The sequence below is a fragment of the Undibacterium sp. GW821-FHT07F11 genome (assembly GCF_059418665.1).
The window spans coordinates 347,500-374,085 of sequence record NZ_JBWKQH010000002.1 but is presented as its reverse complement, the minus strand read 5'-3'; the positions used below and the strand labels follow the sequence as shown (position 1 = coordinate 374,085).

At 49.9% G+C, this 26,586-nt stretch carries 27 protein-coding genes and 1 riboswitch; of the genes, 10 read left to right on the top strand and 17 right to left on the bottom strand.

Annotated elements, in window-relative coordinates; all coding sequences use genetic code 11:
* Nucleotides 1-181: 181 nt before the first annotated feature.
* Nucleotides 182-694: a GNAT family N-acetyltransferase gene (locus tag AC07OI_RS05445; RefSeq protein ID WP_492702794.1), complete on the bottom strand. Its 513-nt coding sequence runs from the start codon at nt 692-694 to the stop codon at nt 182-184.
* 355 nt (nt 695-1,049) lie between these two features.
* On the opposite strand from AC07OI_RS05445, the gene AC07OI_RS05440 reads away from it, so the two are divergent.
* A complete protein-coding gene (locus AC07OI_RS05440; protein ID WP_495256517.1) occupies nt 1,050-2,930 on the top strand; it encodes a methyl-accepting chemotaxis protein in 1,881 nt (626 codons plus the stop codon).
* A gap of 10 nt (nt 2,931-2,940) precedes the next feature.
* On the opposite strand, the gene xth is transcribed toward AC07OI_RS05440, so the two are convergent.
* Complete coding sequence (gene xth, locus AC07OI_RS05435; RefSeq protein WP_495256516.1) at nt 2,941-3,711, bottom strand: exodeoxyribonuclease III; 771 nt, start codon at nt 3,709-3,711, stop codon at nt 2,941-2,943.
* A 336-nt stretch (nt 3,712-4,047) separates the two neighbouring features.
* On the opposite strand from xth, the gene AC07OI_RS05430 reads away from it, so the two are divergent.
* Nucleotides 4,048-4,833 carry a hypothetical protein gene (locus AC07OI_RS05430; protein WP_492702797.1) on the top strand — a complete coding sequence of 262 codons (786 nt, stop codon included), beginning with the start codon at nt 4,048-4,050 and terminating at the stop codon, nt 4,831-4,833.
* A 69-nt stretch (nt 4,834-4,902) separates the two neighbouring features.
* On the opposite strand, the gene AC07OI_RS05425 is transcribed toward AC07OI_RS05430, so the two are convergent.
* On the bottom strand, nt 4,903-6,411 hold the full coding sequence (locus AC07OI_RS05425; RefSeq protein WP_495256515.1) for a leucyl aminopeptidase: 1,509 nt from the start codon (nt 6,409-6,411) through the stop codon (nt 4,903-4,905).
* 50 nt (nt 6,412-6,461) lie between these two features.
* Between AC07OI_RS05425 and lptF the strand changes: the two genes are divergently transcribed.
* From lptF to AC07OI_RS05405, 4 genes are all read left to right on the top strand, one after another.
* Complete coding sequence (lptF, locus tag AC07OI_RS05420) at nt 6,462-7,595, top strand: LPS export ABC transporter permease LptF (RefSeq protein ID WP_492702799.1); 1,134 nt, start codon at nt 6,462-6,464, stop codon at nt 7,593-7,595.
* Nucleotides 7,592-8,725, top strand: a complete 1,134-nt coding sequence (lptG, locus tag AC07OI_RS05415) for an LPS export ABC transporter permease LptG (protein WP_492702800.1) — start codon at nt 7,592-7,594, stop codon at nt 8,723-8,725. Before lptF ends, lptG begins: the two co-directional genes overlap by 4 nt.
* Nucleotides 8,725-9,096 carry a sirohydrochlorin chelatase gene (locus AC07OI_RS05410; protein ID WP_492702801.1) on the top strand — a complete coding sequence of 124 codons (372 nt, stop codon included), beginning with the start codon at nt 8,725-8,727 and terminating at the stop codon, nt 9,094-9,096. Before lptG ends, AC07OI_RS05410 begins: the two co-directional genes overlap by 1 nt.
* Nucleotides 9,097-9,196: 100 nt before the next feature.
* Nucleotides 9,197-9,964: a substrate-binding periplasmic protein gene (locus AC07OI_RS05405; protein WP_495256514.1), complete on the top strand. Its 768-nt coding sequence runs from the start codon at nt 9,197-9,199 to the stop codon at nt 9,962-9,964.
* A 34-nt stretch (nt 9,965-9,998) separates the two neighbouring features.
* On the opposite strand, the gene cobA is transcribed toward AC07OI_RS05405, so the two are convergent.
* The 7 genes from cobA to AC07OI_RS05370 are packed head-to-tail and all read right to left on the bottom strand — an operon-like array spanning nt 9,999 to nt 16,776.
* The gene (gene cobA / locus AC07OI_RS05400; protein ID WP_492702803.1) at nt 9,999-10,718 is read right to left on the bottom strand and encodes a uroporphyrinogen-III C-methyltransferase; all 720 of its coding nucleotides are present in this window, start codon (nt 10,716-10,718) and stop codon (nt 9,999-10,001) included.
* Between the two features lie 3 nt (nt 10,719-10,721).
* Nucleotides 10,722-12,038, bottom strand: coding sequence for a sulfate adenylyltransferase subunit 1 (locus AC07OI_RS05395; RefSeq protein WP_492702804.1), 1,317 nt, complete (start codon nt 12,036-12,038; stop codon nt 10,722-10,724).
* A complete protein-coding gene (cysD, locus tag AC07OI_RS05390) occupies nt 12,038-12,973 on the bottom strand; it encodes a sulfate adenylyltransferase subunit CysD (RefSeq protein WP_423011564.1) in 936 nt (311 codons plus the stop codon). The genes AC07OI_RS05395 and cysD overlap by 1 nt, the downstream gene beginning before the upstream one ends.
* 12 nt (nt 12,974-12,985) lie before the next feature.
* Nucleotides 12,986-13,699, bottom strand: coding sequence for a phosphoadenylyl-sulfate reductase (locus AC07OI_RS05385; protein ID WP_495256513.1), 714 nt, complete (start codon nt 13,697-13,699; stop codon nt 12,986-12,988).
* A complete protein-coding gene (locus tag AC07OI_RS05380) occupies nt 13,696-14,217 on the bottom strand; it encodes a DUF934 domain-containing protein (RefSeq protein ID WP_495256760.1) in 522 nt (173 codons plus the stop codon). Before AC07OI_RS05380 ends, AC07OI_RS05385 begins: the two co-directional genes overlap by 4 nt.
* A 29-nt stretch (nt 14,218-14,246) precedes the next feature.
* Nucleotides 14,247-15,953: a nitrite/sulfite reductase gene (locus AC07OI_RS05375; RefSeq protein WP_495256512.1), complete on the bottom strand. Its 1,707-nt coding sequence runs from the start codon at nt 15,951-15,953 to the stop codon at nt 14,247-14,249.
* Between the two features lie 49 nt (nt 15,954-16,002).
* Nucleotides 16,003-16,776 (bottom strand): sulfite exporter TauE/SafE family protein, encoded by a 774-nt coding sequence (locus AC07OI_RS05370; protein ID WP_492702807.1) that lies wholly within the window; start codon nt 16,774-16,776, stop codon nt 16,003-16,005.
* A 544-nt stretch (nt 16,777-17,320) separates the two neighbouring features.
* A riboswitch (FMN riboswitch) is annotated at nt 17,321-17,513 on the top strand.
* A gap of 278 nt (nt 17,514-17,791) precedes the next feature.
* Here AC07OI_RS05370 and ribB point away from each other — a divergent pair.
* The 3 genes from ribB (at nt 17,792) to AC07OI_RS05355 (ending at nt 20,144) form a co-directional block, all read left to right on the top strand.
* Entirely contained in the window at nt 17,792-18,496 is a 705-nt protein-coding gene (ribB, locus tag AC07OI_RS05365; RefSeq protein WP_492702808.1) for a 3,4-dihydroxy-2-butanone-4-phosphate synthase, read from the top strand.
* A gap of 173 nt (nt 18,497-18,669) precedes the next feature.
* The gene (locus tag AC07OI_RS05360) at nt 18,670-18,879 is read left to right on the top strand and encodes a hypothetical protein (protein ID WP_492702809.1); all 210 of its coding nucleotides are present in this window, start codon (nt 18,670-18,672) and stop codon (nt 18,877-18,879) included.
* Between the two features lie 341 nt (nt 18,880-19,220).
* Nucleotides 19,221-20,144, top strand: a complete 924-nt coding sequence (locus tag AC07OI_RS05355; protein ID WP_492703121.1) for a class I SAM-dependent methyltransferase — start codon at nt 19,221-19,223, stop codon at nt 20,142-20,144.
* A gap of 85 nt (nt 20,145-20,229) precedes the next feature.
* Here the strand turns inward: AC07OI_RS05355 and AC07OI_RS05350 are convergent, their stop codons facing one another.
* Together AC07OI_RS05350 and yiaA are read right to left on the bottom strand one after the other, a co-directional pair.
* Nucleotides 20,230-20,718 carry a hypothetical protein gene (locus tag AC07OI_RS05350; RefSeq protein WP_495256511.1) on the bottom strand — a complete coding sequence of 163 codons (489 nt, stop codon included), beginning with the start codon at nt 20,716-20,718 and terminating at the stop codon, nt 20,230-20,232.
* 33 nt (nt 20,719-20,751) lie between these two features.
* Nucleotides 20,752-21,192, bottom strand: a complete 441-nt coding sequence (gene yiaA / locus AC07OI_RS05345) for an inner membrane protein YiaA (RefSeq protein WP_492702811.1) — start codon at nt 21,190-21,192, stop codon at nt 20,752-20,754.
* Nucleotides 21,193-21,425: 233 nt separating this feature from the next.
* Between yiaA and AC07OI_RS05340 the strand changes: the two genes are divergently transcribed.
* On the top strand, nt 21,426-22,391 hold the full coding sequence (locus AC07OI_RS05340) for a peptidylprolyl isomerase (protein ID WP_495256510.1): 966 nt from the start codon (nt 21,426-21,428) through the stop codon (nt 22,389-22,391).
* Between the two features lie 73 nt (nt 22,392-22,464).
* Here AC07OI_RS05340 and AC07OI_RS05335 read toward each other — a convergent pair whose 3' ends face one another.
* The 5 genes from AC07OI_RS05335 to aat form a co-directional block, all read right to left on the bottom strand.
* Complete coding sequence (locus AC07OI_RS05335; RefSeq protein WP_495256509.1) at nt 22,465-22,815, bottom strand: hypothetical protein; 351 nt, start codon at nt 22,813-22,815, stop codon at nt 22,465-22,467.
* 116 nt (nt 22,816-22,931) lie between these two features.
* The gene (locus tag AC07OI_RS05330) at nt 22,932-23,975 is read right to left on the bottom strand and encodes an aldo/keto reductase (protein WP_495256508.1); all 1,044 of its coding nucleotides are present in this window, start codon (nt 23,973-23,975) and stop codon (nt 22,932-22,934) included.
* Between the two features lie 15 nt (nt 23,976-23,990).
* Nucleotides 23,991-25,037 carry a quinone-dependent dihydroorotate dehydrogenase gene (locus tag AC07OI_RS05325; RefSeq protein ID WP_492702815.1) on the bottom strand — a complete coding sequence of 349 codons (1,047 nt, stop codon included), beginning with the start codon at nt 25,035-25,037 and terminating at the stop codon, nt 23,991-23,993.
* 58 nt (nt 25,038-25,095) lie between these two features.
* A complete protein-coding gene (locus AC07OI_RS05320) occupies nt 25,096-25,827 on the bottom strand; it encodes an arginyltransferase (protein WP_423002698.1) in 732 nt (243 codons plus the stop codon).
* On the bottom strand, nt 25,824-26,540 hold the full coding sequence (aat, locus tag AC07OI_RS05315; protein WP_495256507.1) for a leucyl/phenylalanyl-tRNA--protein transferase: 717 nt from the start codon (nt 26,538-26,540) through the stop codon (nt 25,824-25,826). The genes AC07OI_RS05320 and aat overlap by 4 nt, the downstream gene beginning before the upstream one ends.
* Nucleotides 26,541-26,586 lie beyond the last annotated feature (46 nt).

The following is a 26,586-nucleotide window of genomic DNA, read 5'->3' as shown; positions in this document are numbered from 1 at the left end:
CGTTTAGCAAATTCGATACTAAAGTACTGTCTTCGTCGCTACGGTGTAGTCAGGTTTCAGGCAACACGTTGTCCGCCAACGTAACGAACCTCTCTTGCAAGAGAGGTTTCCTAAGGCGATAGCCTTGCTGGGACAATTTTGTGCAAGTCCTATTTTAAAAAAACCTGCCAAGATACCCAATTTAAAACTCATACCCATATAAATTGGTGTCTCTGCTTTCACCTTCCAGCACCACCACAGCTTCGAGTTGAAATCCCAGGCTCTGCAGCAGTTTATTGGATGCGCTATTGTCAGGTGATGTGATGCCGGCCAGTTTGGTGATGCGCAAGTGCTGGTTGGCATATTCCAAGGTTGCCTGGGCAGCTTCCCTGGCATAGCCCTGTCCTATGAATTGAGGCAGCAGGGCATAGCCTATATCCACATTCTTCAGGGTTTCCCGCTTGATCAGGCCGCACAGGCCGATTGCCTGTCCATCCTCCTGGCGTTCCATCACATACAGGCTAAAACCCATCTTTTCCTGGCTCGCCATGAGGCCATTGATGATATCTGTCCGGGCCTCCTCCAGCGTGCGTATGCCTTTGTCACGTATATTGGCGATAAAAGCGGGATCATTCACCAGGGTCAGATAAAAAGCGGCATCATCTGTTGTGATGGTGCGCAGATTGAGTCTTTCTGTTGTGATGATGATGGCCATTACTGTCTCCAGGGAAATGCGCAGTTTAAAACTGCAGATTGAAAAAGGCTAGTCACTTTTCCTTGCTAGCAGCAAGGAATTGAAACAAACCACCTAAGTAGTGCTGATGCTGCAATCCCACAGACTTGTGAACTTGTTTTACAAACTGGTAAATTGGATAAATTTTTTCTCACATTGCCTGGCCTGCGGCGCTATATTGTTGTATGGCATTAAGCTTTTCTTCGTGCGCGGTCGCTACGATAGCTTTTCATGTTGAATGTTCAGACCCATATCGGTGCACCGTTTTACCGTTGAATTTGCTTGGACAAAGTCTTTAAAGTTTTTTATCTATCCATATCCGTACTCAGGGGAAGCTATGAAATCTCTCAAGGCCAGACTCATTGTTGTCATAGGATTGTTACTCGCAGTTTGTACGATAGTCTTGACCGTAGGCAGTTATCTGAGGATGAAGTCCCAGATAGAAAATGACCTGAATAATGAAATGCGTGGTGTTGCGGCGGGTTATAACGCTGTGCTGAGTAATTGGATACAAACCAATTTGTCCATGATGGAGAGCTTGTCGCAAGGTCTGGGCAATGGCGCTGATTTGCAGGCGAGTTTGACCATGATGCGTGGCGGCGGCAATTTCCTCAGTGTTTACCAGGGCCAGCCTGACAAGCAATTCACCAATATCCCGCCTGATCCACCACCTGCCGGTTTCGACCCTACTGTGCGCCCTTGGTATAAAGCTGCCATGGAAGCCAAAAAGCCCATCGTCACTTCCCCCTACATGGGCGTGGCACCCCCTGGGCTGATGATTACTTTTGCTGCACCTGTCAAAGGTGGCGAGGGTGGTGTGGTGGGGGCTGACGTTTTCCTGACCAAGATTGTTGACCAGATCCTGACCATCAAACTGGCTGGCGGCGGTTATGCCTTCTTGCTGGATAAGAGCGGCCAGGTGCTGGCGCACGCAGATCAGACCAGGGTCATGAAAATGGCAAAGGAAATCACCCCTGATCTGGCACTCGATAACCTGGCGAACCTGTCCAAACAAAAAGACCCGATACTGACTGAAATTGGAGGCAAACAGCATTTCATGCTCTTGCAGCAAATTACCGGCTCCGATATTTACCTGGCGTTGGTCATCGACAAGAAAAAAGCGCTGGAAGCCCTGGATCAGTTGCTGATACTTTCTGCTGTTGTCCTGCTGGTCTTGCTTGGCGTGATCATGCCTTTGACGACCTTGCTGGTGGGCCGCATGCTGGCTGGCTTGCAAAGAGTGCGTGATGCCATGTCGGATATCGCCGCTGGTGGTGGTGACCTGAGCCGCAAAATTGATGTTGAGGGTGATGATGAAGTTGCCCAGACAGCCTCGGCCTTCAATCGCTTCCTGGAGCAATTGCGTGTCATGGTCGTGGATGTACGCAAGGCGACCGATTCGATTACTGTGGGCGCGACAGAAATTGCCACGGGCAATATGGATTTATCTGGCCGCACCGAACAACAGGCATCCTCCCTCGAAGAAACAGCAGCAAGCATGGAAGAACTGACAGAGGCTGTGCGTAATAATGCCGACAATGCCCGTGAAGCCAACAAGATGGCAGTGAATGCCTCAGATGTCGCAACCCAGGGTGGCGAAGTGGTGGGCAAGGTGGTCACTACCATGCAGGGTATTACAGAAAGCTCACGCAAGATTGTTGATATCATCAGCGTGATCGAAGGTATCGCGTTCCAGACCAATATCCTGGCCTTGAATGCAGCGGTGGAAGCGGCCAGGGCAGGTGAGCAGGGACGGGGTTTTGCAGTGGTTGCCAGCGAGGTGCGTACTTTGGCACAGCGCAGTGCCGCTGCTGCGCAAGAGATCAAGAACCTGATTGAAGACTCTGTCAATAAAGTCAGTGAAGGGTCTGAGCTTGTTGATAAAGCCGGTGCTGCCATGAACCGCATCGTCTCGGCAGTAGACCAGGTCGCTGCCATCATCAATGAAATCACCACCGCCTCAGTTGAGCAAAGCGATGGTATTCAGCAAGTCAACGTGGCGCTGGCACACATGGATGAGGCGACACAGCAAAATGCTGCACTGGTCGAAGAAGCCGCTGCCGCAGCAGGCTCACTCGAAGAACAGGCCAACTTGTTGAAAACCGCGATGTCAGCCTTCCGTATGGAAGAGTCGGCAACTGGCCCGCGTATTGCGCCTGCCAAATCGACTTGGGCGAAGAATAAGGCTGCTGCGCCCAGCCTTGGTTATGACGATTAGAAGTTAACTATCAGATGCAATCAAGGGTAGCAATCACCGGCGCATGATCAGATGGTTGCTCCCACTTGCGTGGTGCGCGATCAATGACGCAGGAGGTACATTGCTTCGCCAGTTCTGTGGACAGCAGGATATGGTCTATGCGTACGCCTTTGTTCAGACGGAAGCCAAGGGCGCGGTAATCCCACCAGCTAAAGGATTTTTCCGCCTGCTCAAACTGGCGGAAGCTGTCGCTCAAACCCAGTGCGATCAGGTTCTTGAGGGCTGTTCTTTCCTCTGGTGACACCAGGTTCATGCCCACCCAGGCTGCGGGATCATGTACATCCCGGTCTTCCGGGGCGATGTTGTAGTCGCCCAATACGGCAAGTTTCGGATGGCGCGTCATTTCTTCCCTGACCCAGTTTTCAAGTGCGGCAAACCATTTCAACTTGTACTGGAATTTGTCAGAATCCGGTGCCTGGCCGTTCGGTACATAAGCACAAATGACGCGTATGCCTGATATGGTGGCAGCGACGATGCGTTGTTGTTCATCTTCAAACTGCGGATTATTCTTTTGAATATCCGTCATAGGATGTTTCGACAAAATCGCCACGCCGTTATAAGTTTTTTGACCAGTAAACGCGACGTGGTAGCCTGCGGCTTCTATCTCTGCCTGTGGGAATTTGTCATCGGTGAGCTTGGTTTCCTGTATGCACAGCACATCCACAGGATTGGTTTCCAGCCACTGCAAGACTTGCGGCAGCCTGACTTTGAGGGAGTTAACGTTCCACGTTACTAATTTCATATGATTGATCTATGCGGGTGGGTGGCAGTCATTGCAGCAAAATCCAGAGAAGAATCCCTGTTGCAGCAATGACTATGGATATGACGCACATTATACGATGTTGTGAATTGATAATGCTGGCTATGCAAATGACAAAGTGTTGCGCGTGTTCATACCCAAAACAGAACTTTTCAATCTTTGACGTTTATCCATCCGCTCAAGCTTATTTCGTTTCGGAAAGATACTAAAATGCATTAATACAGCTTCTTTTTTTGGTTTGCTATGTTCAAGTGTTTTGTATCCTGTTTCATTGCAATGCTCTTCATTGGCACCCAGCCCGCGTTTGCAGATGCTACTGTGATTCGTTACCCCCGTCCGGCAGCCAAGACAGATAGCCATTTTGATTATGTGCATGAGTTGCTGGCCGAAGCCCTGTCTTTTTCCTCCCATAAGTACCAATTATTGCCCAGCAAGGCGACCATGCAGCAAGGCCGGGCTGTCCATGAAATGAAAAACGGTACGGGGGAAGTGGATCTGTTGTGGAGCATGTCTACGGATGAAAGAGAAAAAGCGCTGATCGCCATTAAAATCCCTATCGACAAAGGCTTGCTTGGCTGGCGCATCCCTTTTGTTCTCAGTGAAAACCGGCAGATGTTCAAAACTATCAGGACCTTGCGGGATATGGAGAATTACTCCGCAGGGCAAGAATTGGACTGGCCAGATGTCAAGATACTCGAAAGCAATGGCCTTAAGGTCAGTACGGCCAACTCCTATGAAGCCTTGTTCAGCATGCTGGAAGCAGGGCGTTTTGATTATTTTCCCAGGTCTGTCATGGAGATCTGGAAGGAGCAGGAATCGCATGCTGGTAAAAATCTGCTCATCAGCCCGGATATCGCCCTGCATTATCCCGCCGCCTATTATTTTTTTGTTACCCCCACCAAACGGCAGTTTGCCGAGGACTTGAACAATGGACTTGAGATCATGGTGCGGACCGGGCAATTCGAGAAACTCTTCCTTAAATACCATCAAACTGCGATACAAAAAGCAGGTCTCAAGCAAAGAACTGTGCTGGAACTGCAGAATCCTGTTTTGAATCCTGCGAATATGCCGCTGAACCGTGCGGAGCTCTGGTTTAAACCCTGATCGCAGATAAAAAAAGCCGGAGTCTGAATTATTCAGACTCCGGCCTTCACATCCCAAAAAAGTTGCTTATCAAGCTGCGCGATTGATCAGGAATGTTGTCAGCAGTGGCACTGGGCGACCAGTGGAGCCCTTGGCTGCGCCAGATTTCCAGGCTGTACCAGCGATATCCAGGTGGGCCCAGGTGTATTTCTTGGTGTAGCGCTCAAGGAAACAGGCTGCCGTGATACTGCCACCGGCTGGGCCACCAATGTTTGCCATGTCAGCAAAATTGGATTTCAATTGCTCGTTATAAGCTTCTTCTATAGGCATGCGCCATGCGGTATCGCCAGTCTGCTTGCCCGCTGCCAGCAGTTCTGCTGCGAGTTGGTCATGCGCTTCGTCATGACGGGTGAACAGGCCGGAATTATGGTGACCCAGGGAAGTCACGCAAGCACCTGTCAGTGTTGCGACGTCAACTACAGCTGCAGGCTTGAAGCGTTCTGCATAAGTCAAGGCATCACACAGGATCAGGCGGCCTTCAGCATCCGTATTCAGGATTTCGATAGTCTGACCAGACATGGAGGTGACGATATCGCCAGGACGGGTGGCGCTGCCGGAAGGCATGTTTTCGCAAGTAGGGATAACGGCGATGACGTTCAGCTTGAGCTTCATTTCACCGATGGCACGCATGGTACCCAGTACAGAAGCTGCGCCGCCCATGTCGTATTTCATCTCATCCATGCCAGCGCCAGCTTTCAGCGAGATACCGCCGGAGTCAAATGTAATGCCTTTGCCTACCAGAACAACAGGCGCGTCCTTGACTTTGCCGCCGTTGTGTTTGAGCACGATGAACTTCGGAGGCTCTACCGTGCCATTGGTCACAGACAGGAAACTACCCATTTTGAGGGCTTGTATCTGTTTGCGGTCCAGCACTTCAACTACCATTTTGTAGTCGGTAGCGATTTTCTTGGCAGTATTGGCCAGGTGAGTTGGTGTGCAGATATTAGGTGGCAGGTTACCCAGTTCTTTGGTCAGGTCCATGCCATTGGCCAGGGCTTCACTCTGTACCAGCGCATTTTTGGCTGCAGTGGCTTCTGTAGCTGCAACTGCGATGGCGACTTTTTTGACGCCAGCGGTGGATGTATCTTTTTTGCTTTTCAGGCCGTCAGCACGGAAGATGCTTTCACGGAAAGCAGTTACTGTTGCGCGGATGGACCAAGCCAGGTCACGGTCTTTGACCGCAGGCAGGGCGATCACGGCATCATTGGCACCCAGACCAGCCAGGGTACGGGCAGCAGCCTGCACAGCCTGGTTATAGGCTTTTTCGCCAACGGTAGCTGCTTCCTCACCCAAACCTATCAGCAATACGCGCTCTGCAGCGACATCAGCCAGTTTGCGCAACAGCAGGGATGTACCCGCTTTACCTGTAATATCGCCAGATTTCAGGGCAGCAGCGATGTCGCCGGACTTGTCCAGACCTGCTGCAGCGGCAGAAAGTTTCTTGTTTTCATACACGCCAACTACGATACAGCCTGTCTTAATTGCTTTATGGGCAGTCGAGGCACTTTTTGCGTCGATTGTTTTTATGCTAAAGTCCACGTATTACTCCTCTTTGTAAGTCTCGTAAAACAGACATTATAATCCTACTCATGATTTTTCAGCGCGCGCTTCGACGTGAATTAAACAGTGCCGCCGGCGCAGTCTTCACAACTCTGTTCACCATCACGATTTCCGTGATGCTTATTAAAATCCTCGGAAATGCTGCAGGCGGCAAGGTTGCGTCTGCTGATGTGGTCGCCCTGATAGGCTTCACAGCACTGATGAATATGCATATTTTGCTGCTTCTGACCGGCTTTATTTCGGTCTTGCTGGTAGTGACCCGCAGTTATCAGGATTCAGAAATGGTGGTCTGGTTTGCCTCAGGCCTGAGCCTGACGCAGTGGATATCCCCGGTATTGCGCTTTGGCGGCCCTCTCATTATCCTCACCGGCTTATTGAGCTTTATCGTTACTCCCTGGGCTAATCAGCAGAATGTAGAATTTCGCGAACGCTTTGAAAAACGCTCGGATATTGCCAAGGTAGCACCAGGCAAGTTTCAGGAATCGGCCTCTTCTGACCGTATTTTCTTTGTCGAAGAAGTAGCTGGTGACCTCAGTAAAGTACAAAACATTTTCATCAATACCTATAAAGATGGCCGGTCCAGCATCGTCGTTGCCAAAGAAGGCATGATAGAAATTGACAAGGCAGGTGACAAATTCCTGGTGATGAGCAAAGGGCGGCGCTATGACGGTTTGCCGACTGCACCGGATTTCCAGATGATGCAGTTTGAAAAATACGGGGTATTGGTATCCAGCCAGAATGCCAGTATCGCCAGCGATAAATCTGCTAAATCCATGCCTTTGTCGGCCTTGATGGAAAATCTCGACAGCAGTAAACTTGGTGAATTGCTGTGGCGTATATCGCTGCCTGTGATGTGCGCGATATTGCTGTTGCTGGCTATTCCGCTGGGCTATGTCAATCCACGTGTCGGTCGCTCGGCCAATCTCATCGTTGCCTTGTTGCTGGTGGTGATTTATCTGTCGATTACGAATATCTTGCAGGCCCTGGTAGTACAGGAGCGCAGCAGTTTTGGCATGGCCTGGTGGCCACATCATTTGTTTGTGGCTTTAATGACCGTCAGCATGTTTTTATGGCGTTTGAAAGTGAATAGCCGCTGGCATCCTTTGATTTTGTGGTCACGCTGCAAATCTGGTTTCCGTGGTAAAGAAAAGTGTCCAGCATGAAAATTTTACAAAGATATTTTGGCGTTGAAATCTTGCGCTCGGTTCTATTCGTCATGCTGGCCCTGCTGGCTCTGTTCTCTTTCTTTGACCTTGTCAGTGAATTGCAGTCTTCAGTAAACAAGGGTGGGTATCAACTCAAGCATGCAGTGATCTATGTATTACTGGGCTGGCCTGGCCGTATCTACGAGTTCATGCCTATCGCGGTGCTGATAGGTACGATTTATGTGCTGGCACAGTTTGCCTCCAATTCTGAATTTACCATCATGCGCGCTTCCAGCATGTCAACCATGATGGCCGGTACCATCTTGCTCAAGATAGGTATGATATTCGTCTTGCTGACATTTTTATTTGGTGAAATCATCTCGCCAATTTCCAGCAAGTTTGCAGAAAAAATGAAGCTCAGTGCCATAGGTGAATCATTGGAGCAAGAATTCCGTACCGGCTTGTGGACCAAGGATCTGGTGCGGGAAAATGGTTTGACTGGCGATGTCATCGGTTCTCGTTTTTTGAACGTCAAAGAGATCCTGCCTAACCGTCATTTGAAGGGTGTCAAAATATTCGAATTTGACAAAAACTTCCATCTGTCGCGCGAAATGACGGCGACGGATGCAGTGTATATGGGTAAAAATACTTGGCGTTTATCTGATGTCATAGAAACTTCTTTCCCTAAAACTTTGACCAGTGAAGATATTGCTGCCGTCAAGAGCGAGAAACTGGCCAGTCGTGATGTGGTGTCAGAGGTTACGCCGGATATTTTGTCAGTGTTGTTCGCTGATCCTGACCGCATGTCTGCAACCGACCTGGCCGCATTCACCAAGCATCTGGCAGATAATAAGCAAGATGGTGAACGCTATGAAATCGCCTTCTGGAAAAAGATCACCTACCCATTTGCTGCGCTGGTCATGATGGCGCTGGCTTTACCGTTTGCTTATCTGCATGTGCGCAGTGGTGGTGTCAGCCTGAAGATTTTTAGCGGCATCATGATAGGTATGACTTTTTACCTGATCAATGCCTTGTTCTCACATGTGGGCTTGCTCAATACCTGGCCAGCGCTGGTGACTGCGGTGGTGCCGAGTATCCTGTTCCTTATCATTGCTTCGCTAGGCCTGCGGTATGTTGAGAGAAACTGATGGCAAATAAATCTGCACTGATACTGTTTGCCCATGGTGCTCGCGACCCTCGTTGGGCTGCACCTTTTCAACGCTTGCAGGTAATGACACAGTCGAGCTTGCCTGATGTTACTGTGGCACTGGCTTTTCTTGAATTCATGTCCCCATCATTGCCAGAACTGGCGGCACAACTGGTTGGTGATGGGTGCGAGAACATTACCCTGGCACCTGTGTTTTTAGGGCAGGGTGGCCACGTCTTGCGGGATTTGCCTGTGCTGGCAGAAACAATACGTGCGAGCCACCCGGGTTTGCAATTCAAGATAGTAAATGCTGTTGGCGAAGATGAAACTGTTTTGCAGGCGATACGTGATTACTGTCTGAGTCAGTTGTGACGCTTGTTATATGACCTGTTGCTATTCTTTGTAAATGAGCGCAAGGTTTGCATTCATCAATGATGACCTTTCGATGCGGCTTACATATGCTGAAAAAAGTATGGTCCAATTGAAAACTATCATTTCAATTGCTTTGCTGGCACTCATGACAGCGATGTCCGCAACGCCTGTCCGGGCTGGGCAGGTATTGGCCGTTGGTACTGAATTCGCCAATGTATTTGAGCGCACCCCCAATGGTGAATTCACTGGGCTGGGTGCGGATATCATACGTGTGCTTGCCAGGCAAAATGGCGATGAAGTCAGATTCGAAATCTATCCTTGGGCGAGAGCCCAGTGGATGGTTGAAAACGAACAGGCACAAATACTCATAGGCCCTTACAAGACGGCAGAAAGGGAAGCCAAATATGGCTTCGCCAAACGGGCTTTTTATCGCGACATCATGGCCTTGTATGTGCGCAAAGGCTCCGAGCTGAGCTGGGATGGCAATTACGCCAATCTGCCTGGCCCTAAACTGGGCGTCATCAATGGCTGGGTGTATGGCCCACAATTTGAAAGCCTGCGCGCTACCATCAAACCCGTTATCGCCAATACCCTGACGAATGGCTTGAATATGCTGATGGCAAAGAGGGTGGATTTCCTGGCGACCAATATGCGCAATACCGAAGCAATCATGAAGACCCTGGGCATCAGTAATGAATTGCAAATGATAGAGCCCTTCATGGACATGCAGGATGGTTATCTGGCTTACTGCAAAAATGCCAGTTGCGAGCATTTGCGCCTGCGCTACGACGAATTGTACGAGCAGCTAAGGGATGGTGGTGTCTTGCAATTAATGGCACGCAGACTGGGTGTGAGGCTACCCCCTTAATTTCCTCAACCTGCTGTCTTCATTATTTTTATTCTTATGATTTGCCAGTGCGCGCGCGCATTGCTTCACCCATCATCACCAGTACCGGCCCGGTGCTGATGGGCAGGCCCTTGGATAATTCATCCAGGCTCAAAGTCTGGCTGCACTCATTAGGGCGGCTACAATTTTCTATGATGACCACAGGTAAATTACCGGGAAAGTTGGCGGCCAGCATGCGCTGTGCCGTCAGCGTAGCTTCTCTGCCACCCATATATTGCACCAGAGTGTCACATTCAGGTATGCGGGTGTCTGTGCTTTCGCCTGGGGCTGTGCTGGAGGTGAACAGGGCGACACTGCGTGCAACCCCGCGCTTGGTCAGTGGTTGCCGCACACTGGCAGCAGCTGCCAGTGCCGTTGTGATGCCGGGGACGATTTCATAGGTTATGCCTGCCGACTCCAGTGCCGTCAGCTCTTCGTCGGCACGGCCAAACAGCATGGGGTCACCACCTTTGAGACGGACGACCAGCGTATATTGCGCCGCACATTCCAGCATTTGCTGGTTGATATGCTCTTGCGCGGCAGAGCGTTGCCCGCTGCGTTTGCCAACTGAAATTTTGACTGCTTGCGGGCACAGATCCAGCATTTCAGCCGTAACCAGGGCGTCATACAACACCACGTCTGCCTGTGCCAGCAGGCGGGCACCACGTACCGTAATCAGATCCGCAGCACCCGGACCTGCACCTATCAGATAAACCTTGCCCGGAGTTTGCGACATAACTCAGGCCAGATGTATCATGCCAGCCGCCACGGTCTGATGTGTGACTTCATCAATGAGGATGAAAGCACCAGTAGAGCGCAAATCTTTATAATCATCGACTGCCAGCGACTGAGCCACATTCAAGGTGACAGTGGCAATATCATTGAGCTTGAGGCTGTCAGCAGGACGGCGCTCTTGCGTATTGATATCGAGCAGGGTATCAATGCCGGTGACTCTGGCAGCGACTTGTCTGGTGGTATGCTTGAGCCAGTATTTGCGACGTATATCCAGCGCATCTTCTGACAACCAGCACAAATCAGCCTTCACGGTTTTCAACAAGGTAGCAGGACGGTCCGCGCTAACCAGCATATCGCCGCGTGAAATATCGACATATTCATCCAGCAAGATTGTCACTGACTGACCAACGACGGCAGTAGCCAGCGAAGTATCCAGTGTTAAAATATCTTTAACCGTGGCTGTCTGACCACCAGGTTGCACCAGCAGTTTGTCGCCCTTGCTGACCTTGCCAGCTTCAATACGACCCATGTAACCACGGAAATCATTCGCTTCATGGCCATTGTGACGCGCTACCAGTTGTACCGGGAAACGGAAAGGTTCGTCATGGCAGGCGTCATACACGCTTAGTGATTCCAGCAATTCGATCAGCGTCGGACCTTTGTACCATGCCAGTTTTTCACTGGCCGTGACCACATTGTCACCCGCCAGCGCAGACAGCGGGATAGGGCGTATATCTTTCAGGCCCAGTTGATCGGCAAATTCCTGATAAGCACCGATGATGCGCTCATACACGGTCTGGTCATAGTTCACCAGATCCATCTTGTTGACGGCGACAATGACATGCTCAATCTGCAGCAGGTGGGCAATGGTCGAGTGACGTTTGGTTTGCGTCAGCAAATCGACGCTGCCATCATCATTCAGTTTGACCTTGGAGACATCGATCAAAATGATGACTGCATCGGCGGTTGACGCACCAGTCACCATATTGCGCGTGTATTGCTCATGCCCAGGTGTGTCGGCGATGATGAATTTGCGCTTCGGTGTGGCGAAATAGCGATAGGCTACGTCGATGGTGATGCCTTGTTCGCGTTCTGCTTCCAGACCATCCGTCAGCAAGGACAAGTCTATCGTGTCGCCAACGGTGCGTTTGTGCTTGGCGCGTGAAATGGCATCAAGCTGGTCAGCAAAGATACCCTTGCTGTCAAACAGCAAGCGACCGATTAAAGTGCTCTTGCCATCATCGACAGAACCCGCCGTGATGAAGCGCAACAGGCCACGTTCTCTACCAACGGCGGCAGTCAATTGTTCTACGGCGTTCATTAGAAATATCCTTCTTTTTTACGTTTTTCCATCGATGCTTCTGATGTCTGGTCATCCATGCGTGTGGCGCCACGTTCTGTGATTTGGGTAATTGCGGTCTCTGCAATGATTGCTTCAACCGTTGCAGCATCTGAAGATACGGGGCAGGTGCAGGAGATATCACCCACAGTGCGGAAGCGCACGATCTGGGTTTCTACCGTTTCACCATCGCGTGGCGGTGTCAAATCCGTCAGTGGCACCAGCAAGCCATTGCGTGGTATGACCTGGCGTTCATGGGCAAAATAAATCTGTGGCAATTCCAGTTTTTCACGGGCGATGTATTGCCATACGTCGAGCTCGGTCCAGTTCGAGATAGGGAAGACGCGCATGTTTTCACCCGCATGAACGCGGGTGTTATACAGGTCCCACAGTTCAGGACGTTGTGCTTTTGGGTTCCATTGACCAAATTCATCGCGGAAAGAGAATATCCTTTCCTTGGCACGCGCTTTTTCTTCATCGCGACGGGCGCCACCTATGCAGGCATCAAATTTATGCTCGGCAATGGTTTCCAGCAAGGTCACGGCTTGTGCGGCATTGCGTGAATCGGTTGCCGGGTTGCGCAGGCGTACTGTGCCACGGCGTATGGATTCTTCTACCGAGCCGACGATCAGGCGCTCACCCAACTGTGCCACGCGCTTGTCACGGAAGGCGATGACTTCAGGAAAGTTATGGCCGGTGTCGATATGTACCAGCGGGAAAGGGAATTTACCAGGGCGGAAAGCCTTTTCTGCCAGGCGCAGCAAGACGATAGAGTCTTTGCCGCCAGAAAACAGCAGGGCAGGGTTGCTGCATTCAGCCGCGACTTCGCGCATGATATGGATGGCTTCGGATTCCAGCCAATCCAGGTGGCGATTGCTCGCAGCATCAATAAAATGGTTTTCCACGACAGTATTCATGATTTTTCTTCTTCAGACAGCTTGTTTAATTCGGATCAGCTTGCCATCAACAACATGCAGGCCACATTCCTTGGAATCGGGATTTTCCCACCACCATCGTCCAGCCCTGACATCTTCACCTGGCTGTATCGCACGGGTGCATGGTTCACAGCCTATCGATGGATATCCTTTGTCATGTAAAGGATTGTAAGGCACATTGTTGCTCCTGAGATAGTGCCACACATCATCTTCTGACCAATCTGCCAAAGGATTAAACTTTTGCAGGCCATGTGTTGCGTCATCTTCCTGTATCGCCAGTTCAGTCCGGGTAGCCGATTGCGCACGGCGCTGGCCGGTAACCCAGGCCTTGTTGCCTGCCAGTGCACGCTTCAGTGGTTCTACCTTGCGTATGCGGCAGCATTCCTTGCGCATTTCCACGCTGTCGTAAAAGGCATTTAGTCCATGCTGGCTGACATAATTTTCTACCGCTGTCGCATCCGGCTTGAACAACTTGATTTCTGTGCCATAGGTTTCCTTGACTTTATCCAGCATGCCCAGGGTTTCTGCATGCAGGCGTCCGGTTTCCAGCGAGAAAATCGTGATATTCAGTTTCTTGCGCAAAATCAGGTCAGTCAACACCATGTCTTCTGCTGCCAGGCTTGATGCAAAGACAGCCGGTTCAAAGTCGTTGGCGATTCTTTCCAATATAGCCTGTGTTGCGGCAAGGCGCTCCAAAAAATCACTCATGCTTGCGCTCCGTTGCGCTCCGCACGGCGGAACAAGGGGTTTTTTTCGTCCCAGGAGGTCTGGTATTTTTCAGAAAAATCAGTCAGTCCCTTGATGGCATCATGGATATTTTTGTCTTCACGTGTGGCAAAGGCATTGAAGCCGACACGCTGCATGTAAAACAACTGGTCGCGCAAAACATCGCCGATGGCGCGCAATTCGCCAGTGAAGTTCAGGCGTGAGCGCAGGTTATAGGCGATGGAATAGCCACGGCCATCTGAAAATTTAGGGAAATCTACTGCCAGCATGCTGAAGCGGCTGATATCTTCCTTCAAATCTTTGGTTTGTTCATCGCTGCTGAACCACACAGCCAGGTCAGTGCGTTTCAGCAGGCTTTCGCGCTGCAATAGCCAGACCTTTAATGGCACTACGATCTTGCCAGCGGGTACATCGACGGCATCCGGCGTTTCATTTTCTGCCAGACGCAGTATCGTCCAGTCGTCGCTTACTATGGTTTTATCTTTAATGATTTCTCGCATCATGCACTTTCTCAATTCACCCTAGTAATTCAGTAACTGACAACAGAACCGGCATCTTCGCCATGATGCTCTGTTGTTTTGATCGGTGTTGCGTAAACATATTCCTTGAATGGTGCGATGCCAAGGCGTTGCGCAGTATCAATGAAACGCTCATTTTCAATGCGGTCGCGGATATAGACCTGAACGATACGCTCTATCACTTCCGGCATTTGGCCCGCAGAAAAAGAGGGGCCTATGATTTTACCTATGGCAGAACTGTTACCTTGTGCACCACCTATGGATACTTGATAAAACTCGCTGCCGTCTTTGTCCACGCCAAGTATGCCAATATTGCCTACATGGTGATGGCCGCAAGCATTGATGCAACCAGACATATTCAATTCAAGATCACCAATGTCATGCAAATAATCAAGATCAGCAAAACGGTCGGTGATATCCAGTGCGATCGGTATCGATTTGGCATTTGCCAGAGAACAGAAATCGCCGCCCGGGCAGCAGATCATGTCAGTCAGCAGGCCGATGTTTGGCGTTGCCAGTCCCTGGGCCTTCGCTTCTTGCCATAAGGCGAACAAGGCAGATTGCTGTACATCAGACAGGACGATATTTTGCTCATGCGTGACGCGCAATTCTGAAAAGCTGTAACGGTCTGCCAGGTCAGCCATAAAATCCATTTGGCCAGCTGTCGCATCGCCAGGCGGAACGCCCGGTTTTTTCAAGGACAAAACCACGCTTGAATAGCCAGCGACCTTGTGTGGCTTGACATTACGTTTGACCCAGTTGGCAAATGCCTTGTTTTCTGTCTTGTGCTGCTCATAGGCGGCATCACTGGCTGGCAAGTCAAGGTAGGCAGGGGTGCTGAAATACGAGGCCACCCTTTGCAATTCTTCGTGTGTCAATGTGCCAGGACCATCCTTGATATCGGCCCATTCTTCTTCAACCTGTCTGGCAAACACATCAGCACCGATGGCTTTGACAAGGATCTTGATACGCGCCTTATACTTGTTGTCACGTCGTCCGTGCTGGTTGTAAATACGCAGGATGGCTTCCAGATAAGTCATGACATGCTGCCATGGCAAGAATTCACGAATCACACTACCTAAAATAGGCGTACGACCCATGCCACCACCAACCATGACTTTGAAGCCTACTTCACCGGCCTCGTTATGTACTACGGTCAAGCCTATGTCATGTACGGCAATCGCTGCACGGTCTTCCAGCGCGCCATTAATGGCAATCTTGAATTTGCGCGGCAAATAGGCGAACTCTGGATGGAAGGTAGTCCATTGGCGCAAGATTTCAGCATAAGGGCGTGGGTCTATCACTTCATCAGCCGCAACCCCGGCAAACTCGTCTGATGTGATATTGCGCATGCAGTTGCCTGAAGTCTGGATAGCGTGCATTTCAACGGTAGCCAGGTCTTCCAGAATCTTTGGAGAGTCTTCCAGGTTGATCCAGTTGTATTGGATATTCTGGCGGGTAGTAAAATGACCATAGCCACGATCATAAACGCGCGCAATATAGGCAAATTTACGCATCTGGTCTGACGACAACATGCCGTAAGGCACGGCGACACGCAACATATAAGCATGCCGCTGATTGTATAAGCCGTTTTGCAAACGCAATGGCAGAAACTCTTCTTCTGACAATTCATTGGAAAGTCGGCGTGCTACCTGATCACGGTACTGTGCAATACGTTCCTTGATGATTTGGTGATCGTGCTGGTCGTAACGATACATCTTTAATTACCCATAAAATGCGTCTGTAAGTACGCGATTGCAAACAGATTCAAAGGACAAGCTTGGCAGCAACCAAAGTCAGGGTGGTTGCCAGCAGGCCACGTAAAAATTTTTCAGGTACGGCGCGGGCTGCCATTGAGCCCAGGGTAATGCCTGGCAAAGAGCCTATGAGCAGGCTACCCAGCAAGACCCAGTCTATCGAGCCCAGCCACCAATGACCAAAAGCAGCAATGGCTGTCAAAGGTACAGCATAGGCGATATCTGTGCCTGCGATGTGAGCAGCGGACATGCGTGGATACAGCATCACCAGCAAAGTCGCGCCGATGGCGCCGGCACCAATGGATGAAATGGTCACCAGCGTCCCCAGTACCGCACCAGAGATAATAGTGGCGGCAGCAAGTTTTTTGCCTTGCAATTGCTTTTCAGGATGCTTGTTCAGCCAGTTCAACATCTTGCCTTTAAATAGCAGGGCAACTACGGTCAACAATACAGAGACAGCGATGGAGTAGCGTATGAGCTGACCGATTTCTTTATCCAGCGCCCCAAAATTCTTGAGGAACAGCGTGGCAACCACTGCTGCTGGCAGAGCACCATAGCAGAGAAGACGTACAACATTCCACTCAACTGTGCCGCGCAATCTATGGGTGAAAGTACCTGTAGCCTTGGTGATTGAAGCAAAGGCGAGGTCCGTGCCCACCGCCACTGTTGGTGATACGCCAAACAGCAGGGTAAGCAAGGGAGTCATCAGCGAGCCGCCACCCACGCCGGTCAAACCGACCAGGGTGCCCACTGCAAATCCCGAAAATATATAGGTTAACGTCATGTCGCCTCGCGCAAAGTAGGTGCATCGTAATGAATCCAGGCTTTATTCCAAACTACTTAGTATTCATTTGCTTATATACGTATTTGATATATGCAAAATCGCTGGACTGATATTGCCTTTAGTTTAATTCGTAAAAACAGAATAAATTATTTAAGAAATAACTTATGCAAGAAAGCTTGCGCTTTTGATGTGTTTTTTATCAAGCTGGTGCCACGACAGGAATTTGTGTTTCTGATTCACAAAGATGTTGGTGCGAAAAAACCGGAAATGTCTTTGAAAATAAGAATAGATGTTGCCGTATGGAAATGCGAGTTAAATCAGACAATATTTTTAACAATTCTTCTATAAATATATGTTTTCTGCATAAGAAAATGTTTGCAGGTATATATCTTGTTGTTATAAGGCCTGTGCTGTGTCTGTTGATGCCTATGTCATAAAAGAGCCATATTGTTTGAAGTCTGGTAATGACGGCAGGAATTTGAGCTTGCCCAAACAGTAATTTTTTTTTTGCGTATAATTCATTTGCCGAATAACTCGGTAGGTTGTACGTCTTCAGGGCGGGGTGTAATTCCCCACCGGCGGTAAATGCACAGGATTGCCTTGGCGATTCTCGTACACAAGCCCGCGAGCGCTTGCAGTAAAAAACGGTTGTAGCAAGTTTGCAGCAGTTTGCAAGGTCAGCAGATCTGGTGTGATTCCAGGGCCGACGGTCATAGTCCGGATGAGAGAAGATACGCCTTAGAACCTGTTTCCGATCTTACTGCGCGAGCGTGATCGGGGCTCATGTGCTACTCAAAATGCTCATGTACTACTCAAAATGCTCATGTACTAAAGTACATTCCGCTTTTTGCGCTGCGTTTTTGTTACCTTGACCCCGCTGACGCTCGCTACAGATCGTAAGCAGGTTCTTACACAAAACTCCTATGGTGAAGATCATGGGCGTTTGTGTTTGGCTATTCGTTTTTTACTCCCTGAAACGTCTTTTGCACATTTACTTTTGCCGGAGCGTTTCATTATGTTGAATACTATTAGTACTACTGTTATATCTTCCAATTCCGCACAGCCGGAAATATTATCCCTTAGCCCTTTTGATCAGCGTCTGTCCAGGGCACTGGCAGACTTGCGTAATGGTCGTCCTGTATTACTCATGGATGACTTTGACCGGGAAAACGAGGCTGACCTCATTGTTGCCGCCGAAAAAATCACGGTTGAGTCCATGGCCCGGCTGATCCGCGATTGCAGTGGCATCGTCTGCCTGTGTCTGACCGATGACAGACTGCAGCAACTCGACCTGCCACCTATGGTCAGCCACAATGAAAGTCGTTATGGCACGGCTTTCACAGTGTCGATAGAGGCCAAACAAGGTGTGACGACGGGGGTTTCTGCTGCAGACCGTGTCACCACCATCCTGACTGCCATCGCAACTGATGCCCAGCCTGAGCATTTGGCACGGCCAGGCCATGTTTTCCCTTTGCGTGCAGCACCTGGCGGCGTGCTTAGCCGACGCGGCCATACCGAAGGCTCTGTCGATCTGGCCATGATGGCGGGATTGTTACCAGCAGCTGTATTATGTGAGCTGATGAACCCGGATGGCAGCATGGCCAAAGGCGAGCAAATCATAGAATATGCAGTGACTCATGATATTGTGATACTGACTATCGATGAACTTGCCAGCTACCGTGCCTTAGAACCTGTTTCTGATCTTACTGCGCGTGCGTGATCGGGGTTCATGTGCTGCTCAAAATGCTCATGTACTAGTAGAGTACATTCCGCTTTTTGCGCTGCGTTTTATTTACCCTGACCCCGCTGACGCTCGCTGCAGATCGTAAACAGGTTCTTGGCCAAAGCCTAAGCAACATCAACTTGCATTAAATATCAGGAGGAGTGACGGTCATGACTATGTTCAGAAAAGTTTTGATACTGACCATGTTGTTGGCCGTCACGCTGGCGCATGCCGCACCCGCAGCCTGGTATAAGTGGCGCAGCAAACTCAATGCGCATGTAGTCTGCTCCCAAACTTCGCCAGGCGAGGGCTGGGAGCAACTGCCCAAAGCATATCAGGATGGGCGCTGCGAGCGACCCAAACCAGACAGATCTGTCTGATCAAACTGATTTAGCTTAGCCGACTTCTCTTTTATTTGCGCTTATTCGTACGGTTCTGTTACTTGTTTTTTCAAAACAAGTGTTGCGCATAGTCGTTTCTTTGCATAAAGTTAATTTGCAGACATATTGCATGTGGCTATCTTTAGCATACGCAAGAATTGACGCAGATTCGCTGTTCAACTCCATGATTCACTTCCTTATAACCCAAGGATAATCAACTTCTCAAGGCCATACACAATACGAATTCAAAAATTTGTGTGTTGATGGTGAGAAAATTGACTGTCCTGTTGAGCTCTTCAGATGGCAGCCACATGATGAAACCAGGTAAAGAAGGAGTGATCATGTTGATTGAACGTGAGGCAGAAAGCTGCTACCTCGGACAGTTTATCCCCCTGCAATACCATCACAATATGTTGATGGACTTGAACCGTATGGATAATTTCAAAGCGGCGATACGGCGCCAGGTATTTGAGGGTGCGAAAGTACTGGAGCTGGGCGGGGGTACGGGTGTGTTGTCCTGGTTTGCTGCACAGGCTGCGTCCAAAGTGTATTGCGTCGAGTTCAATCCCGACATGGTGGATGAAGCGCGCCGCTTGCTGGCCATGAACCGCTATGGTGAAAAAGTCGAAGTCATCCACGCCGATGCTTTTGAATACCTGCCACCAGAGCCTGTTGATATCGTCATTTGTGAGATGATACACGTCGCCATGCTGCGTGAAAAACAGGTCGAAGTCATAGAGAACTTCAAGAAACGTTATGCAGCAAAATTTGGTGGCCCCTTGCCTCTGTTCATTCCAGAAGCTGTCGTCATGGCAGTGCAGCCGCTGCAGCAAACCTATGATTTCTCTGGCTATCAGGCACCGATCATCCAGTTCCAGCAACCAGGCGTTTTTTCTGCCGACACGGTGGAGTTAGCCCAACCTGCCTTGTATAGCATCATCGATTTCAGCCAGCCTAATGACATGCAAATCAAATGGGAAGGCAGTTTTACCGTGGAAAAAGCGGGTACAGTCAGCGCCTTGCGTTTTGTGACCAAGAATATTCTGGCGGTCTTGATGGAATCTTCATCGACCATAGATTGGTTGAATCACTATATGGCCTTGCCATTGTCGCTGCCTGTTGCAGTCAAAGAGGGTGATCTGCTGCAAGTCAGCTTCCAGTATCGTGCCGGTGGTTCCATCGCTTCGCTACAAAATTCCATGCAGGTGGAGGTAAAATCCACTGCGGCAGTTCGAGCTGGACATTTGTCGCTGGCGTATGGCTAAATAAATTGCAAATGAAAAAGAGTCTGCACTTGTTCCAGTGTATTAACTGAACAAATGCAGGCTCTTTGTCTTTAATAATACTGATTTATTCTGGTGAAATATCTTCGTTATCTGCCGGACATGTCAGTGCTTGCTGTATCAAATCTTCATCAGTAATCTGCGGTATCTCGTTGAAATTTTCAGGCAGGGTCTGATCTGCTAATTGCAGTGCATGCTCACCAAGAAATGCTAGGTCAGCTTGTTCAGTTTCTGGTCCATTCTGCAAATCAGTTTTTGCTTCCGTTTCTTCATCAATCATACTGTTTTCCACCTTTTCATCCAGATCATATTCATTGGTCTCGCCCGCAGATGCCAGGGCTTGTGTCAACAAATCATCATCAGAAATTGGTGGAAGTTCAGAGAGTTCCAGCAGGCTTAGTCTTTCCTGGTCCGTTAGGTCTTCACTATGCAGATGTTGGATGGCAGGCGGAGTTGAGTTTGTTACAGTAATTGGCGGGGCATTTGTTTTGTGTCGCCTATCTAAATTTTCCAGATAGGCGGCAAAATCACCATTGTCCGGGACGTTATTATTCACAATGGACAGAAGCGTTCTGGCTTAAACAAAAAATCAGTTTTCATGACCGTCATGCATGGGCATGGTGTCTTGATCAGGCTTGAGCAGGTTAATATCACGCACATTTTTTTGTACTGCAACAGCAGCAAACAGGCTCAGCAAAAATGCCATGGCAAAGAAACCTTTTTCACTCCAGCTCAAAGTCGCATTAAACAGACCTACGGCAAGCAACAGGATGGACAAGCCCAGTGACAACCAGCACAGACCAAAATAAATCCCAGTAACAGGAATGCCTTCGAGTTTGTCGCGTACCGATTTTTGCAAGGACACGGCAGCAAACAAGCCATACATCAGTATGGTGAAGTAATAACCTTTTTCATTCAATTGCATCTGGGCATTCCAGACGCCAGTCAGATAGGTTGCTGCACCTATAAACAAAGCGGCCCAGGATGCGCCCACAAATGCACCGGTAGGTGCCTGAAGTTGAGGTTTCAAACAAGGACTCCTTGATGTAAAAGATTGATTCAGGTTGTACCGGATTCGCCAGGTTTTTGCAATATTCCAATGAGAAAAACCCGGAAATAAAGCAGCCAGGCCAGGTAATTGATCGGAAAAGTAATAGATATATTTGAGGTATATGGACAAAACAGTCTCATTCGCGTAAGGTCACCCATTCTTGCCCATACGGCAATTGCGATAATCTTTGCGCACCTTACCGGAGTCAAATAATGCCTTTACGTTTTGCTGCTGTGCCCACTGGAAAAGCCCTGATGACTTGCATGATCGCGGGTCTGTTCTTGTCTGCCCCTGACCACTCCTATGCTGCTACGGCGAAAGCCAAGAGTGCACCTGCTAAAGTAGTGCAGGCATCCAAGTTGAATTTGGGGGACATCGTTAAAAATTCCAGCACTGCAGACTGGCGTCCGCTTGATCCTGACAATACCTTGTATCTGAATCTGGAAAAGGGCCGTGTCGTGATTGAGCTGGCACCCAATTTTGCTCCTAATCATACGAAAAACATCAAGGCATTGGTGCGTGAGGGTTATTTTGATGGTTTGGCTATAGTACGCTCGCAAGAAAATTATGTGGCGCAATGGGCTGACCCGGACGACAAACGTGAAGTCAAAACGGCTAAACGTAAGCTTGAAGGCGAATTCACCGTCAAATATCCCGCCAATTTACCGTTCACGCTACTGCCTGATGTCGATGGCTATGCGCCGCAAGTCGGGCATGCAAATGGTTTCCCGGCCGGGCGTGATCCCAAGGCGGGTACGGCCTGGTTGACGCATTGCTATGCAAGTGTAGGTGTGGCTCGTGGCACTGATGCAAATAGCGGCAACGGCACATCCTTGTATGTGGTAACCGGGCATGCGCCAAGACAGTTGGACAGAAATATCACGGCCGTTGGCCGTGTCGTGCAAGGTATGGAATTATTGACGACCTTGCCACGTGGTACTGGTCCTCTGGGCTTTTATGAAAAAGCCGAGGAGCGTACCCCCATCAAGAGCATGAAGCTGGCAGCCGACGTACCAGAGGCTGAGCGCAGCAAGTTGGAAATCATACGCACTGATACGGCGACTTTTAAGTCTATTATTGAAGCGCAAAGAAATCGTGGTGGTGACTGGTATAAAGTACCAGCAGGGCATATTGATTTGTGCAACGTACCGCTGCCTGTGCGGCCAGCGCAGAAGTAAGTGTAAAAAAGCGAAACTGAAAGCGCAGCACCAGTGAATTCTGGTCTGCGCTACGCAGTATTAAGTTTTAGTATCAGGTTTTGTCCGCGCTTTGATCTGCTGCGGATACCTGTTTTGCCTTGGCTGACAAAGTAGAGACATCAATACCATTTCTCAGGGCCTCCAGGCCAGGTGGCTCAGCATTAAACCAAAGCCAGCCGGTGTCGGTTGCGCCATTATTGAGGCTCCATTGCTTGAATTCACCCGTGATGAAGACGCTGGCAAATCCAAGAGCAAGAACAAAGATCATGAAAGCGGCAGAGAAAAATGCCATTTTGAACAAGGACGCGTTGGGTGCGGCACTGTGAGAAAACACCATCAGCAATCCCATAATGAGCAGGACGCAGACAACAAGCTTGATGATATTAATACGCAATTGTGACATCTCGGTTCTCCGGTAAAAGGATCAATAGGCATTTGCTGCAATTGCGCTTGCATTTTATGCCAGGTAAAAACTTCTTGCCGGAGTGGCGATTTCCTGATGCCCCAATCACAATAATATTACTGACCAGGGTTGCTCAACTCTTCATGAATGCGGTTGATGCCTTGTACGAGTTCGTCACTGAGTTGCACATCCAGTGCATCTATATTTTCTTTCAACTGCGTCAAGTTGGTCGCCCCTATGATGGTGCTGGCAACAAAGCTGCGCGAATAACACCAGGCCAGTGCCAGTTGCGCTGGCGTCAAACCATGTTCACGCGCCAGCGCTGCATAACGTTTGCTGGCCTCGAAAACTGTGGCGCGCATATAGCGTGGGCTCCAGGTTGGTGGGAATATCGTCAGGCGGCCATGGGCTTTGGCATCGTCAGTGTACTTGGCGGTGAGCTGCCCAAATGCCAGCGGGCTATAAGCCAGCAAGCCGACATTTTCACGGAAGCAGGTTTCATCCAGACTCTGTTCAAATGAGCGGTTCACCAGATTATAGGCATTTTGTATGCTGGCAATATTTGCCGCACCCTGCAGTTCTGCCTGTTTGATAAATTCGCTGACACCCCAGGATGTTTCGTTCGACACACCAAAAGCGCGTATCTTGCCTTCCTTCACCAGAGCATTCAGCACGGCTACTGTTTCAGCGATTTCTGTACAGGGTCTTTCCAGTGTACGGTCAAATTGTTTTTGTCCAAAGATAGGGACATTGCGGCTGGGCCAATGCAATTGATACAGATCGACATAGTCGGTTTGCAGGCGTTGCAAACTGGTTTCTATGGCGGCGCGAATGTTCTTTTCGTTCAAGTCATTTTCGCCGTTGCGTATCCAGCCCATGCCGCGTGAAGGGCCGGCAACTTTGGTGGCCAGCACGATCTCGCTACGCTTGCCGGAATTTTTTATCCAGCTACCTATATATTGCTCGGTCTTGCCCTGCGTTGCCGCGCGCGGCATGACCGGATACATCTCTGCAGTATCAATAAAGTTGATGCCGCGCTCCAATGCGTAATCAAGCTGCTCATGCGCTTCTGCCTCGGTGTTCTGCTCACCAAAGGTCATGGTGCCCAGGCAGACGGTGGATACATTCAGCTGGCTATTGCCAAGTAAAATTTTTTTCATGATGGTATAGATAAATTATTTATGTGCGCGCAATGCATCAGCGCAGTCTTTTACCAATGCGGGGCCTTGATAAATCAGGCCAGAATACACTTGTACCAGTGCCGCACCTGCCTGCATTTTAGCCACTGCATCTGCACCAGAAAAAATCCCGCCCACACCGATGATGGGTAACTCATTACCCAGTTCTGCCTTCAAGGCACGGATCACGCGGTTGGATAATTCAAACACGGGTTTGCCAGACAGGCCGCCAGTTTCTTCTGCATGTGGCAAGCCCTGTACGGCGTCGCGGGTGATGGTGGTATTGGTGGCAATGACGCCATCTATCTTGTGACGCAGCAGGGCTTCGCCTATCGTCTTGATCTGTTCTGCATCAATATCAGGCGCAATCTTCAGTGCAACAGGTACATAACGCTTATGCTCATCAGCCAGTTTTTGCTGTGCTTCCTTCAGTTGCGACAACAAGGCATCCAGCTCAGTCGCCCCCTGCAACTGGCGCAGGTTCTTGGTATTGGGGGAAGAAATATTCACCGTCACATAGCTGGCATAAGGATAAACCTTGGCCAGGCAGTGCAGGTAGTCTTCGGCAGCACGTTCTATAGGCGTATCGGCATTCTTGCCGATGTTGAGGCCAAGCACGCCTTGTTTGTCCTGATAAAAGCGTGATGCCTGCACATTTTTCACAAAGGCATCAACGCCGCCATTATTAAAGCCCATGCGGTTGATGATCGCATCTGCCTGTGGCAGGCGAAACATGCGTGGCTTGGGGTTGCCAGCCTGCGCACGTGGCGTGACCGTGCCAATTTCTATGGAGCCAAAACCGATTGCAGCCAGTCCATCAATATAAGCTCCATCTTTGTCCAGACCGGCGGCCAGGCCTACTGGGTTGGGAAAGCGCACACCCATGACAGTGCGCGCATCTTCTGCAGGTTTATTGCCCAGCAATCCACCCAGGCCTAGTTTATTGGCACGTTGCAGAGCAGGTAAGGTCAGGTGATGGGCATTTTCCGGATCCATGGCAAACAGGGCAGGGCGGATCAGGGAGTAAAGAAGTTTTGCAGACATGTAAATAGCTGAGGAAGAAAAGTTGAAAATAAAATTTGAGAGACAGACAGGAAGAGCCTCACAGCTCCCGCAAAGTCTGCCAGCGCCCCTGCATCAAGGCATCAAGGGGGCGGAAATTCGTTTTGTAAGCCATCTTGGGACTGGCAGCGATCCAGTAACCCAGATAGACATAAGGTAGCTTTAACAAGCGTGTTTGCTCTATCTGCCACAAGACATTGTAAGTACCGTAGGATGCAGTTGCATCATCCGGGTCATAAAAGGTATACACCGACGACAAGCCATCCGTCAGCACATCAATGATACTGACCATGCGCAAGACATCTTTATCATCCCTGAACTCAACCAAACGGGTATTCACCCGGCTTTGCAGCAAGAACTGCGCATACTGGTCACGGCTGTCATTGTCCATGCCTCCACCAGAGTGACGTTCACCCTGATAGCGTTGATACAGCTCATAGTGCTCATGCACATAACTGAGACTGCTGACGCGGGCATGCAGATTGCCATGCTTCTTCCAGGCACGGCGCTGGCTGCGGTTGGTTTCAAATTCATTGACACGCACGCGCACCGGTGTACAAGCCTGGCAGTTATCACAATGCGGCCGGTAAATGAAAATGCCGCTACGGCGAAAACCACTCTTCACCAGCTCCGAATAGGCATCTGCATTAATCAGATGCGCAGGCGTGGCCACTTGCGAACGCGCCTGCAAGCCTTCCAGATAACTGCAAGGGTAGGGCGCTGTCGCATAAAACTGTATGCTGGCGAAGGGGAGTTCGTTAAGCTGGGTCACGGGCTGATCTTGTTGACTATGGTCCAATTGCTAATCGCTGGCAAGACACTGGCATGTTCTACCCAGCGCAAAAACTCGGTTCTGCTGATCGCTTTTGCGCCCAGAGATGCCAAATGTGCCGTCTCTTGCTGGCAGTCTAACATTTTCACCCCATGTTCACGCAAGAAAAATACCAGGTGTGCCAAGGCTATTTTTGACGCATCCGTGACCCTGGCAAACATCGACTCACCATAAAACATCCGGCCTATGCAGACGCCGTAGGCGCCACCCACCAGTTCACCGTCCAGCCATACCTCGGTCGAATGAGCATATCCCAACTTGTGCAAGTCACAATAGCCCGCGACGATATCTTCAGAAATCCAGGTGCCATGCTCTTCACCGCGCGGCGCGGCGCAGGCGCGCATGACATCTTCAAAGGCAGTATCAAAGCGGACTTCCCAGCGTGGGTCTTTGCTGATTTGGCGCAGCCGCTTCTTCAAGCTGAGTGATATTTTGAAATTCTGCACCTGCAAGACCATGCGCGGGTCGGTAGACCACCACAAGATAGGTTGCCCATCAGAAAACCAGGGGAAGATGCCATTCTTGTAGGCATATAGCAGGCGCTCTGCCGACAAGTCTGCGCCTGCCGCCAGCAAACCCGCCGCACCATCTTTTTCTGTCAGCGCAGTGCTGGGATGGGGAAAGGGGCTATTCGTTTCCAACCAGGGGATCACACGACCCCCATTACAGCTTGCACCAAAAAGACGCCATATTTCAGTG